Source organism: Oceanimonas aquatica (genome assembly GCF_030732065.1).
Taxonomy (GTDB): Bacteria; Pseudomonadota; Gammaproteobacteria; order Enterobacterales; family Aeromonadaceae; genus Oceanimonas.
The window spans coordinates 280,873-293,918 of record NZ_JAVBHX010000003.1; the positions used below are offsets into that span (position 1 = coordinate 280,873).

The 13,046-nt window shown below is 59.5% G+C and carries 7 protein-coding genes; 1 reads left to right on the plus strand and 6 read right to left on the minus strand.

The window, feature by feature from the left end; all coding sequences use genetic code 11:
* Positions 1–30: 30 nt before the first annotated feature.
* From Q9290_RS06625 to Q9290_RS06650, 6 genes are all read right to left on the minus strand, one after another.
* Positions 31–4,866 carry an NAD-glutamate dehydrogenase gene (locus Q9290_RS06625; RefSeq protein WP_306078847.1) on the minus strand — a complete coding sequence of 1,612 codons (4,836 nt, stop codon included), beginning with the start codon at positions 4,864–4,866 and terminating at the stop codon, positions 31–33.
* 289 nt (positions 4,867–5,155) lie between these two features.
* A complete protein-coding gene (locus Q9290_RS06630; protein WP_306078848.1) occupies positions 5,156–5,380 on the minus strand; it encodes a DUF2835 family protein in 225 nt (74 codons plus the stop codon).
* Complete coding sequence (gene pepN / locus Q9290_RS06635; protein WP_306078849.1) at positions 5,380–7,986, minus strand: aminopeptidase N; 2,607 nt, start codon at positions 7,984–7,986, stop codon at positions 5,380–5,382. Before pepN ends, Q9290_RS06630 begins: the two co-directional genes overlap by 1 nt.
* 76 nt (positions 7,987–8,062) lie before the next feature.
* A complete protein-coding gene (gene prc, locus Q9290_RS06640; RefSeq protein WP_306078850.1) occupies positions 8,063–10,069 on the minus strand; it encodes a carboxy terminal-processing peptidase in 2,007 nt (668 codons plus the stop codon).
* A 10-nt stretch (positions 10,070–10,079) separates the two neighbouring features.
* On the minus strand, positions 10,080–10,625 hold the full coding sequence (gene proQ, locus Q9290_RS06645) for an RNA chaperone ProQ (protein WP_306078851.1): 546 nt from the start codon (positions 10,623–10,625) through the stop codon (positions 10,080–10,082).
* Between the two features lie 91 nt (positions 10,626–10,716).
* Complete coding sequence (locus Q9290_RS06650) at positions 10,717–11,178, minus strand: GAF domain-containing protein (protein ID WP_306078852.1); 462 nt, start codon at positions 11,176–11,178, stop codon at positions 10,717–10,719.
* A gap of 73 nt (positions 11,179–11,251) precedes the next feature.
* Here Q9290_RS06650 and Q9290_RS06655 point away from each other — a divergent pair, with 73 nt between their 5' ends.
* The gene (locus tag Q9290_RS06655) at positions 11,252–13,039 is read left to right on the plus strand and encodes an ABC transporter ATP-binding protein (RefSeq protein ID WP_306078853.1); all 1,788 of its coding nucleotides are present in this window, start codon (positions 11,252–11,254) and stop codon (positions 13,037–13,039) included.
* The last annotated feature ends 7 nt before the right edge of the window (positions 13,040–13,046 follow it).

Here is a 13,046-nt window from a genome sequence, read left to right on the forward strand (position 1 = left end):
ATGGCCGGGGCTTTTGTCGTGGCCGCCTGATCAGACGGCGTTCACACAATTGAGATGCAGCAGGTTCAGCTCGCGCAGGGCGACGGAGAACTGGGCGAATTCATGGCTGCCGGAGGTTTTGAAATCCGCCAGCAAATGACGCCAACGATTGAGCAGCTGCTCATGCTCATCAAGCCACTGGGCCAGCATGGTAGCGCATTCGCCTTTTTCTTTACAGTTTTTCAGCACCACCGAGGTGAGGCTGCGCTGCTGAAAGTCCAGATCTTCCCGGAACGACGCCCGGGCCAGGGCCTGCCAGTGGTTACCCACTGCCTGCTGGTTGATCTGATCCAGGAACCAGTGCAGTTCCAGCGCCGCCCCCAGATGGAAATATACCCGGGCCGCCCCCTCAATGTCCTGCTGGTGTTCGTGGCTGATCTGGGCCAGATCCAGCGCCGAGAACAGGGTGCTCATGTGCGTGATTCGGGCGGCGAGCGACTCGGGCACGCCCTGCTCTACCAGCCGGGCCACTTCCTTCCGGTGTTCAGCCACTTCGCTATCCTCCATCACCTCGTAAAGGTGTTTACTGAGAGTGTCGTAGGCAGGTTTGAACTGGGCAATGGTGTCTTCCAGCCCCTGGTTTCGGTTGCGGTTACGCAGGAACCAGCGGGTAGCGCGGCGCACCATGCGCCGGCACTGGTAGAACATTTGCAGTTGCAACGGCGCCGGCACCTTGTTGTCCAGGGCTTCAATGTCGCGCAGCAACTGGTTCATGCCTAACACTTCCCGGGCAATCATAAAGCTGATGGCAATGTCGCCCATGCCGGCGCCGGTTTCGTCCAGCATGCGGTTGGCAAAATTGCAGCCCATGTCGTTGACCATGATGTTGGCCAGACGGGTCGCGATGATTTCGCTGCGCAGCGGATGCGCCATCAGCGCTTCACCAAAGCGGGCCACCAGTTTTTCCGGCATGCTGGCCGGCAGCAGCCGGGCAATATAGTCGTTGTTGGTGATCTCGGGAATATTGAGCATGTCCTTGAGCACCATCTTGCCGTAGGCCACCAGAATGGCCAGCTCGGGCCGGGTCAGGCCACGGTTGGCGGCCATGCGCTCGGCCAGCTCTTCGTCGTTGGGCAAAAACTCCAGGCCCCGGTCCAGACCGCCTTCCCGCTCCAGCCAGTGCATAAAGCGCTGATGCTCCTTCAGCGCCTGAGCGCCTCTGTGCTGGGTAATGGAAATGGTCTGGGATTGACGATAGGCGTTGGTCAGCACTATGTCCGCCACCTTGTCGGTCATGTCGAAGAGCAGCTGATCCCGGTGTTTCTTGGTCAGTTCGCCTTCTGCCACCAGCTTGTTGAGCAGGATCTTGATATTGACCTCGTTGTCGGAGCAGTCCACCCCGCCCACGTTGTCGGTAAAGTCGGTATTGATGCGCCCGCCCCTGGCGGCGTATTCAATCCGGCCCAGCTGGGTGCAGCCCAGGTTACCGCCCTCGCCCACAATGCGGGCACGGAGATCTTCCCCGTTAATGCGCACGGCGTCGTTGGCGCGGTCGCCCACGTCGGCGTCGGTCTCTCGCCGTGACTTGACATAAGTGCCGATGCCTCCGTTCCACAGCAAGTCCACCTCGGCCATCAGCAGGTGACGAATCACCTCGGTGGGCGTGAGGCTGGCCTTTTGCGTGCCCAGCAGCTTTTTCATCTGGGGCGACAGGCTGATGGACTTGGCGGAGCGGGCAAAGATGCCGCCGCCCTCGGAAATCAGCTCACGGTTGTAATCGTCCCAGCTGCTGCCCGGCGTGGTAAACAGGCGCTGGCGCTCTTCATAACTGCTGGCGGCGTCCGGCTCGGGATCGATAAAGATATGCAGGTGGTTAAAGGCGCCCACCAGCCGGGTGTGTTTCGACAGCAGCATGCCGTTGCCGAACACGTCGCCGCCCATGTCGCCCACACCCACACAGGTAAAGTCGGCATTCTGGCAGTCGGTGCCCAGTTCACGGAAGTGACGCTTGACCGACTCCCAGGCGCCCCGGGCGGTAATGCCCATTTTCTTGTGGTCGTAGCCCACGGAGCCGCCGGAGGCAAAGGCATCACCCAGCCAGTGGCCGTATTCGGCGCTGATGCCGTTGGCAATATCGGAAAAGGTGGCGGTGCCCTTGTCGGCGGCCACCACCAGGTAGTAGTCGTCCTCGTCGTGACGGACCACGTTTTTCGGCGGGATCACCTCGCCATTGACGATGTTGTCGGTAACATCCAGCAGGCCGCGAATAAACAGCCGGTAGCAGTCCTGGCCTTCCTTGAGAAAAGCGACCCGGTCGCCTTCCGGCAGTTGCTTGCACACAAAGCCGCCCTTGGCGCCCACCGGTACGATCACGGTGTTTTTCACCTGCTGGGCTTTTACCAGGCCCAGTACCTCGGTGCGAAAATCTTCGCGACGATCAGACCAGCGCAGGCCGCCCCGGGCCACCTTGCCCCAGCGCAGGTGCACCCCTTCTACTCGTGGCGAGTACACGAAAATCTCGAACTTTGGCAGGGGCAGCGGCATGTCGCTGATGGACTCGGGCGCCATCTTGAAGGAGATATAGGCCTTGTCGCAGCCATCACTGGCGGGCTGGTAGAAGTTGGTGCGCAGAGTCGCCTCAATCATTTCCATAAAGCGGCGAATGATGCGGTCATCGTCCAGGTTGGCGACCTTGTCGAGCTCTTCCAGCATTTCCTGGTGCAGGGACTGCAACGCCTTGGCATTTTGCTTGTGGTCCGGGCACAGCCGCTGTTCAAACAGGGTAAACAGCAGGCAGGCCATGTGCGGATAGCGTGACAGGGTTTCCTCGATGTAGGCCTGGCTGAAGGTGACCCCGGTCTGGCGCATGTAGCGGGCATAGGCCCGCAGCACGCTCACTTCCCGGCCGGTCAGCCGGGTGGCCAGCACCAGGCGGTTGAAACCGTCGTTTTCCAGCTCACTATTCCAGATCTGGGCAAAGGCCTGCTGAAAGCGCTGCTGACTGGCATCAAGATCGAGTGGCCCGCGGGGGTACAGCATGGAAAAGTCGAGGATCCAGAAGGTCTCGCTGCCGCAGTCAATTTCATAAGGGGTTTCCCCGATCACACGCAGCCCCATGTTTTCCAGCATGGGCAACACGTCGGACAGGTGAATGGGCTCGGCTCTGTGATAGAGCTTGAGCCGCACCCGGTTGGAGTCCTGGCCCTGCTCCTGGGCCCGGTAGAACAGCATACCCAGGCGATTGTCGTCGCTCAGCGCCTCGAGTTGTTCGATGTCGGCCACCGCCGAGCCCGGGATCACGTCTTCGGTATAGGCCCGGGGAAAGGCCTGCTGATATTTGGCTTTGAGCCGGTTGCCCTCGGCTTCGCCAAAACTGGCAGACAGCGACTGCTCCAGCTTGTCATCCCAGCTGCGGGCGGCTTCAATCAGGTTTGACTGGATCTCGTTCACATTGATGTCCATGGTGTTGTTTTGCACGCGGATCAGGTAGTGAGTGCGGGCCAGCACCCCTTCCGAGAAATAGGTGGTGAACTCCACCTCTTCCACCGAGCCAAAATAGTGCTGAAAAATCCGCTGGGTTTTTTCCCGCAGGGCGGTGTTATATCTGTCCTTGGTGACATACACCATGCAGGAAAAGAAACGGCCAAACAGATCCCGGCGCACAAACAACCGGGTCATGTCCCGCTCCTGCATGCCGAGCACGCCCATGCCGATCTCCAGCAGCTCGTCTTCCCGGGCCTGGATAAGCTCGTCGCGGGGATAGGTCTCGAGAATATTGAGCAGCGCCTTGTAGGCGTGAGAGCCGGCTTCCAGTCCGGAGGCATCGATAATGCGCTTGAGTTTGGCGCCGATCAGGGGAATTTGCATGGCGCTGGTGTTGTAAATGCTGGAGGCATACAAACCGATAAAGCGGTCTTCACCAACGACGTTGCCCTTGGCGTCAAAGCGCTTGATGCCGATGTAGTCGATATAGGCCGGTCTGTGCACCCGCGACTTGTGGTTGGTTTTGGTGAGTACCAGTATGTTCTGACTGAGGGCTTCTTCCCGGGCATTCGGGGTGAGCGTGCTCAGGCGCAGGCCCTCGCTGTGCTGAATATTGCGCATTAACCCCAGGCTGGTGTCGTGATCCGGCACCAGCTCGTAATCTCCTTCCACGGCAGAAATATGGTATCGGCGATAGCCCATCAGGGTGAAGTTGTGATCGGCCACCCAGCGCAGAAACGACAGGTTCTCTTCCGCATCCTGCTTGTCGTGCTGTTTCAGCTGGGCGGGCAACTCCTTAATCACCGTGTTGAGCCGTTTCACCATGGGCTGCCAGTCGTCCACCGCCAGCGCCACTTCCTCTACCACCGACAGCAGCTCATCGCGCAGCTGATCGCGTTTTTTCTTGTCGGGCTGGCGGTCGATTTCAATCAGAAAGGCGGTTTCCGCCCGGTTTTGCCGGGCCTTGTCCTTGCTGGAGAGAATGCACTCCACCCGGCCCTGCTTGTTGCGCACCAGATGCAGCGGCTGATGCAGCATCAGATGGGCGGTAATGCCCATGCGGCTCAGGGCCATGCGAATGGAATCTACCTGAAACGGCGCGTCGCGCAGTACCAGCTCGACGATGGTGTGCGGCGACTGCCAGCCATGGCGGGACAGCTCGGGGTTGTACACCTGCACATGGGGTGTGTCATCGGGGCGGGTTTCAAAGTCGTTCCACAAATTGATGGCGGCACCGTAAAGATCGCTGTCGTTGCGATGGTGCAGATCATCGTGGGTCATGCCGCTGTAAAGCTTGCCGACAAAGGTCTGTACCAGGGGGGCGGTTTGCTCTGAAAATTTTTCACAGACCAGTTGTTCGACGTTTTCCAGCAACACGGAAGTGGTGGCATCATTAAAAGTCATGGTGTCGGTTTCCTCGAGAACAGGCATTGACCATGGAGAAAAGCGTAGCCAATGGGGCAGTCATTTGACCCCTTGGAATTGAGCCCAGTGTATGCCCGGCACCGGGGGAAAGCGAGGAATCACAGGGATAAGAATGTAAAAAATATCGAGCGGATCACTGCTGTGCGGAATATATACAAAGGCCTTTAAAAATAACTGAATTTATATTCTTAAAGACGGCATATTTCCTTGGATAATATTTTTCAGTCGCGCCAGAAATAAAACAGCGGAGATAAACTCCGCTGTTTTATTATCCTTCCAGACGCTGCAATTGTCGCAGGGCATTGCCCTCGTCCAGCACCACTTCAAAGCGGCCGTTCAGACCGGTATGGCCGACAAAGCGACGAAAATGATGCAGGGGCAGCTGCAATCGCAGCCCCTGCTCGGTCATTACCGTCAGTGCCGAGACCCGGCCGGTGTAGTAACGCTGCAATTCGGCCCCGGAAATGGTCAGCCGAAAGCGAAGCCGTCGCATCAGTCCAGGGCCTTGCTGATCTTCTCAAACAGATCCCGGGAAAGATCCGGCAGGTCCATCAGCTGTTTCAGCCGTGCCCGAATCAATGCCTGGCGGTCATCATCGAGCCGGCTGAACTGGATCAGCGGGGTCAGCAGCCGCGACGCCACCTGAGGATTGCTGCGGTTAAGCTGCGTCAGCACCTCCACCAGCAAATCGTAGCCGGTGCCGTCGAGACGATGGAATTGAGCCGGATTGCCCTGGCAGAAGGCGCCGATCAGCGCCCGCACCCGGTTGGGGTTGCCCAGACTGAAGGTCGGGTGCTTCATCAGCTCACGGACCCGGTTCAGGGTGTCGGTCCCCGGCGCCGTGGCCTGTACACGGAACCAGTTGTCCAGCACCAGGCCGTCTTGCCGCCATTTCTGCTCAAAATCTGCCAGCATGGCGTGGCGGCAGTCGAGCTCGCCGCGCACGGCGGCACGCATGGCCCCCAAGGTGTCGGTCATGTTGTCGGCTGCGTCATACTGGTGGGCGACCGCCTGTCCGGCACCGGTCAGGGCCAGGTAACCCAGGGCGGTGTTTTTCAGCGCCCGGCGGGCCATGTCGCTGTGCTCAATGCGGTATTCCGGGGTCAGGTTATCATCATAGGCCTGCTGCCAGGCCGGCTGGAGCGCCTCGGCCAGCTCCCGGGCCAGATGCTCCCGGGCTTGGGCCAGCAGTTCGATGTCCACCTGCTCAAACAGCTCCAGCAGGCTGGCCAGATCCGGCAGGGCCAGCATTTCGGCCTTGAGTGCCCGATCCATGACGGCGTCTTCCAGGGTACAGCGGAACACGTCGAGCAGGCTGCGGGGCAGCACCGGGGGCTGGCGCCGCTGCAACAGCTCGACATTGCGGCGCACGGTTTCGTTAATGAGCATCTGCACCGCATCCCAGCGCACGAATTCGTCCAGACTGACCCGGGCCAGCAACGACAGTTGCTCGTCGCTGTAGGGATAGTCCAGCTTCACCGGTGCCGAAAAGCCCTGCAGCAGGGCCGGTACCGGCCGGGATGGCACTTGTTCAAACACGAACTGCTGCTCGCTTTCCAGTACGTCCAGCACCGACTCCACCGACTGGCCGTTCATCATCAGCGGCACCGGTTCGCCCTGCTCGGTATAAAGCGCCAGGCTGAGGGGAATGTGCAGGGGCAGTTTTTCCGGCTGATCCCGGGTGGGCGGCGTGTGCTGGCCCACGATCAGGGTATAGCGCTGAGAGTCGGCATCATACTCATCGCGCACCGTCAGCACCGGCGTGCCCGACTGGCCGTACCAGCGCTGGAAGCGGGTCAGATCCCGGCCGCTGGCCTCGCTCATGGCGGCGACAAAGTCGTCACAGGTGGCGGCCTGGCCGTCATGACGTTGCAGATACAACGCCAGGCCGGCCTGAAAGGCCTGCTCCCCCAGCAGGGTGTGCAGCATGCGAATGACTTCCGATCCCTTTTCGTACACCGTCAGGGTATAGAAGTTATTCATCTCGATCACGGCGTCGGGACGAATGGGATGGGCCATGGGGCCGGCGTCTTCGGCAAATTGAGGGCCGCGCATAATACGTACGTTGTGAATACGGTTCACGGTGCGCGAGCCCAGATCAGAAGAAAATTCCTGATCCCGGAATACCGTCAGACCTTCCTTCAGTGACAGCTGAAACCAGTCCCGGCAGGTGACCCGGTTGCCGGTCCAGTTATGAAAGTATTCATGACCGATCACCCGTTCCACGTCCAGGTAATCATCGTCGGTGGCGGTCTGGGCATCGGCCAGCACAAACTTGGCGTTGAACACGTTCAGGCCCTTGTTTTCCATGGCCCCCATGTTGAAGAAATCCACCGCCACTATCATGTAGATATCGAGATCGTATTCCAGATTGCAGCGCTGCTCGTCCCAGCGCATGGAGGCCTTGAGGCTGTCCATGGCGTGACCGGCGCGGTGCAGGTTGCCCTTGTCGACGAAAATTTCCAGCGCCACTTCCCGGCCACTCTGGGTGGTGTAGCTGTCACGCAACACGTCAAAGTCTCCGGCCACCAGCGCAAACAGGTAGGCAGGCTTGGGGAAGGGATCCTGCCACTGCACCCAGTGGCGACCATCATCGAGCACGCCCTGCCCCACCCGGTTGCCATTGGACAGCATAAACGGACAGGCTTCGGCATCGGCGGTAATGCGGGTGCTGAAGCGGGCCAGCACATCGGGGCGGTCCAGGTAATAGGTGATACGGCGAAACCCCTGCGCTTCACACTGGGTGCAGTAGGCATCGCCGGACTTGTACAGCCCTTCCAGCGCGGTATTGGCGGCGGGGTTGATGCGGTTCTTAATGGTCAGCACGAATTCCTGGGGCACCTGGGGAAGTACCAGACTCCCCTCGCCCTGTTCGAACTGTGAGGTTTCAACACCGTTTATCGAGACCGACAACAGCTCCAGCTGCTCACTATCCAGCACCAGGGGTTCGTTGTGCTCACCGTTGCGGCGCACCCGGCTGATGGCCACCACCTCGGTGGCGGTGTCGTACAGCTGAATGTCCAGATCCAGGGTGTCAATCCAGTAATGGGGTGGCTGATAATCGTCGCGATATTGCACCTGAGGTTGGGTTTGGCTCATAGTGAATCTCGTTAAAATGATGAAAGAAGAAATGACGTGAAAAAACGGGGCCACAAAGGCCCCGAATGGCAATGAATTAGCCCAGCAACCTGGCCAGATCGGCGGTGATGCGTGCGGCTTCCTGCAGGTAGCTGTCTTCGGGCTCAAAGTCCTTGGGCGCGTCGTCCAGGGTGTCCACCGGTTTGAGGTTGGCCCGGCGCAGGCGGTCGTTGAGGCGCTCCAGCGAGCGGGCGTCCTGCTCGCTGAGCTCGGCCTTGCGCTCGGTCAGGTTCAGGGACACCGAATTTTTCTCTTTGAGCTTCTGGTATTCGCGAATGTCTTCGAACACATAGGCGAATTCGGGATCCTGCTCAATGCGGGCCTGATGGCGCTGACGCAGCTTGGGCAGATAGGGCGACAAATCACGCACATGGGCAAAGTCGAGGCTGTCAATCTGATCCCAGGGCAATGCGTTTTTCTCCAGGCTTTCACCGGTTTCATCGGCATCGATCGCAGTAGGGAACGGAATGTCCGGGCTCACCCCCCGGTTCTGGGTGCTGCCGCCATTAATGCGGTAGAACTTGGCGATGGTGAACTGCACAAATCCCATGGGGTTTTCGTACAGATCGTAAATGCGCGACAGGCTGCGGTGCTGCTGCACCGTGCCCTTGCCAAAGGTGTTTTCGCCCAGGATCACCGCCCGGCCGTAGTCCTTCATGGCGGCGGCGAAAATTTCCGACGCCGAAGCGGAATAGCGATCCACCAGCACCGCCATGGGGCCGCCATAACTGATGCGTTCGTCGTCATCGCCGTTCACCGAAATGCGGCCAAGGCCGTCACGGATCTGCACCACGGGACCGCTGTCAATAAACAGGCCGGTGAGCGCGGAGGCCTCGGTCAGTGCGCCGCCGCCGTTGGCGCGCAGGTCAATCACCAGGCCCAGAATGTTCTGCTGCTTGAGCTTGTCGATTTCCCGGGCCACGTCCACGCTCAGGTTGACGTAGAAACTGGGAATTTCAATCACCCCAATGCGCTGATCGTTCACCTCCAGCACCTTGCCGTTGGCGGCCCTGTCCTCTAGGCGCACGGTATCACGGGTGAGCTCAACGATGCGCGGCGTGGTGGTCACGGCCTGGCCACGCTGAATTTGCAGCCACACCCGGGTGCCCTTGGGCCCCTTGATCAGATCCACCACTTCATCCAGCCGCCAGCCGATCACATCGGTGATTTTATCGGCTTCCTGCCCTACCCCGATAATACGGTCGTCGGGCTGTAGCTCGCTGGACCGGGCCGCCGGACCACCCGGTACCAGAGAGCGGATGACGGTGTAGTCGTCTTCCGCCTGCAGCACGGCACCGATGCCCTCAAGAGAGAGGTTCATCTCGGTTTCAAAGCGTTCGGCGTTGCGCGGACTCAGGTAACTGGTGTGGGGCTCAATGGCCCGGGCAAAGGCATTGGCAAAACTCTGAAAGGCATCCTCACTCTCACTCTGGGACAACCGCTTGATGGCGTTGTTGTAGCGCTTGGTGAGGGTGGTCTTGATCTCGCTCCAGTCCTTGTCGGCCAGGGCGAGACTGAGGGCGTCGAACTTGACCCGCTTGCGCCACAGCTCATCCAGCTCTCGCTGGCTGGCGGGCCAGTCGGCCTCGGTGCGGTCAAACTGGTAGTCTTCGGCGTCGTCAAAATTCATCGGCGTATCGAGCAACGACAACGCATAGCTGAGGCGCTGGTAACGGTGCCGCAGACTCTCGTTGTACATGTCAAAGGCGGCGTCGAGCCGGCCGGCCCGCAGCAGATCGTCAAAACTGTCGCGGTAACGCTCGAAACGGCGCAGATCTTCCTGAGTGAAGATGTTGCGGCTGTAGTCCAGGCTTTCGATATAACGAGTGAAAATCGTCTCGGAAAAGGCATCATCCAGCCTGAACTGCTTGTAATGAGAGCGAGTGAACAGCGCGGTAATCCGCTTGGCCGCAGCCGCATGCTGACTTTCCGGAGCCAGAACGGGAATGGCATCGGCCTCAACGGCCGGCGTCACCGCCCGGGCTAGCCCGGCGGCCAGCACGCCGGCGGCCACCAGGGAAAAACGAATTCCGTGACTGATCAAACCCTACTCCTCAGAGAACTATGTGATCGAACTTGACGCGAACCGACATGCCGGTTTTGAGCTCTACCTGAACGTCGTCGCGGGTCACTTCCTTAATGGTAGCGGGAACCGGCGACTTGCCCAGCAATACTTTGACATTCTGCTCAACAGCGAGTTTCGCGGGATCGACCTTTTTTGCCCGAGGACGGGGCTTTTTACCGGCCGGCTTTTCCTTGCGCGGACCAAAGACCTTTTCCTTGCTGTCCTTGAGGGCCTGTTTGGCGTGATCAACGTGCTCCTGGGTCAGCTCACCGCAGGGATTGCCGTCCAGATCAACGCGGCTCATGCCGGCCTTCAGGCCGTGCAGGTAACGCCAGCTGGAGGTGTACTGGCGCAGGGCGGTGCGCAGCAGGGTCTTGGATACCTTGGGATCATCGGCCATGCGTTCCGCCAGATCCTGAAAGATACCAATCTTGAGCGGCTTGGCTTCGCCCGCCGCAATAAAACACTCGGGAAAGCGCTCGGCCAGGTAGGCGATGACTTCTTTGCTGTTTTTCAGTTTTTCGGAGTTTTCCATGAAATACCTTGGGATTTGAAACCAGTGGGCGCACCGCCCGTTGAAACCTTCACATTATAAGGGGCGCACGGACAAAAGCGACCCCGGCATGTTATAGCAGGGGCAGTATGCTGTTCACCAGGGTGGTCAGGCCGGCTTCATCGTCAGCGTCAAAACGATCATGCACCGGGCTGTCGATGTCGAGTACACCCCAAACCACACCGTTTTCATCACTCAGGGGCAGCACTATTTCCGCGTTGCTGGCCGCATCGCAGGCGATATGGCCGGCAAAGGCGTGAACATCGGCCACGCGCTGAACCTGGTTGCTGGCCGCGGCGGTACCGCACACGCCACGCCCAATGGGAATGCGTACGCAGGCCGGGTTGCCCTGAAACGGGCCCAGCACCAGTTCATCCTGCTCGCGCAGGTAAAAACCGACCCAGTTGATCTCGTCCAGAGACAGGTTCAGCAGAGCGGAGAGGTTGGCCAGCTTGGCAATGCGGTTGGGTTCCCCTTCGCACAGGGCCAGTGCCTGAGCGGTCAGGCTTTGATAAAATGCGTTTTTTTCACTCATGGTGTCAGTAGGTTGGCAATTTTGGCTTAACTTACCTGCGCTTTTACAAAATGAAAACCAATGATGGTGGTGAATGAGTAAAAAAGAACCGAACAGCCCCGTTCTGCACTGGTCGGTGCTGACCGGCATGATGCGTCGTCACAAGCGACTGCTGATCAATGCCCATTTACTGGCCATTATCGGTACCCTGCTGGCGGTGCCGGTGCCGTTGCTGATGCCGTTGCTGGTGGATGAAGTGCTGCTGGAGCAGCCGGGCACCCTAATCGCCGGGCTCAACCCCCTGCTACCCGACCACTGGCAGACCGGCGTAGGCTACATTCTGGCAGTACTACTGGTGACCCTGCTGCTGCGATTTATGGCGCTGGCATTCAATATTCTGCAGGGGCGCCAGTTCGCCCGGGTGGCCAAGCACATTACCTTTCAGATCCGGCGTCGCCTGACCCGTCAGCTGATGCGTACCCCCATGCGGACCTTTGAATCGATGGGGGCCGGCACCGTCAGCTCCCATTACATAACCGACGTGGAAACCCTCGACAAGTTTCTGGGGGAAACCCTGAGCCGGCTGCTGATCAGCCTGCTCAGCGTACTGGGCACCGCCGTGGTACTGCTGCTGCTGAACTGGCAGCTGGGTCTGTTCATTTTGTTGCTGAACCCTGTGGTGGTGTACTTCTCCAGCCGGCTGGGGTCCAAGGTCAAACACCTGAAGCGCAACGAAAACAAGGCGTTCGAGCTGTTTCAGCAGGCGCTGGTGGAAACCCTGGACGGCATTCAGGAAATTCGCGCCGCCAACCGTGAACGTCATTACCTGTTACGGGTGATCGACCGGGCCCGGGGCGTGCGCGACACCGCCGTAGAGTATCACTGGAAGAGCGAGGCGGCCGGCAAGGCCAGTTTTCTGCTGTTTTTGTCCGGGGTGGAGTTGTTCCGGGCCGTGGGCATGATCATGGTGCTGTACACCGATCTGACCGTGGGACAGATTTTTGCGGTGTTCAGTTACCTCTGGTTCATGATGGGGCCGGTGCAGGAGCTGCTCAACATGCAGTATTCCTTTTATGCCGCCGATGCCGCCCGCAAGCGCATTAACGGCATGCTGACCCTGGGGGGTGAGGATGCGCCCGCCGGCCGGGTTAATCCGTTTGCCGGGGTCACCACCCTGCCGATAGAGGTGCGCAACCTCGGTTTTTCCTACGATGGTGAACGCCGGGTGTTGGACGATATCAGCCTGAGCATTGCCGCCGGCGAGAAGGTGGCCCTGGTGGGGGCCAGTGGTGGTGGCAAGTCCACCTTTATTCAGCTGTTGCTGGGCCTCTACCCCGCCGACAGCGGCGACATTCGCTTTGGTGGAGTCAGCAGTGCCGACATTGGTTTTGCCACCATTCGCGAGCATGTGGCCACCGTGCTGCAGCAGCCGGTGCTCTTTAACGACACGGTACGCGCCAACCTCAACCTGGGCGATGATCACGATGATGAGGCCATCTGGCAGGCACTGAAGGTGGCCCAGCTTGACGATGTGGTGGCGGCCATGGACAAGGGCCTGGATACCGAAATCGGCCGCCGGGGTGTGCGGCTGTCGGGAGGCCAGCAACAGCGACTGGCGGTGGCAAGAATGATTTTGAAAGACCCGGCCATCGTAATCCTGGACGAGGCCACCTCGGCACTGGATACCGACACCGAGCAGCGACTGCATCAGGCGCTGTCGGGCTTTCTGAAAGGTCGCACAACCCTGATCGTGGCGCACCGGCTAAGCTCGGTGCGTCAGGCTGACCGGGTTATCGTGTTTGAGGACGGCAGGATCAGTCAGTCCGGCACTCACTTTGAGCTGCTCGAACAGCCGGGGCTGTACCGGACCCTGTATAGCTGATTAGCTG

Bases quoted from the DNA above. Each gene is read 5' to 3' on its own strand.
- Q9290_RS06630 (WP_306078848.1), bottom strand. From the start codon at position 5,380: ATGCGACGGCTTCGCTTTCGGCTGACCATTTCCGGGGCCGAATTGCAG.
- Q9290_RS06650 (WP_306078852.1), bottom strand. From the start codon at position 11,178: ATGAGTGAAAAAAACGCATTTTATCAAAGCCTGACCGCTCAGGCACTG.
- proQ (WP_306078851.1), bottom strand. From the start codon at position 10,625: ATGGAAAACTCCGAAAAACTGAAAAACAGCAAAGAAGTCATCGCCTAC.
- Q9290_RS06625 (WP_306078847.1), bottom strand. From the start codon at position 4,866: ATGACTTTTAATGATGCCACCACTTCCGTGTTGCTGGAAAACGTCGAA.
- Q9290_RS06655 (WP_306078853.1), top strand. From the start codon at position 11,252: ATGAGTAAAAAAGAACCGAACAGCCCCGTTCTGCACTGGTCGGTGCTG.
- pepN (WP_306078849.1), bottom strand. From the start codon at position 7,986: ATGAGCCAAACCCAACCTCAGGTGCAATATCGCGACGATTATCAGCCA.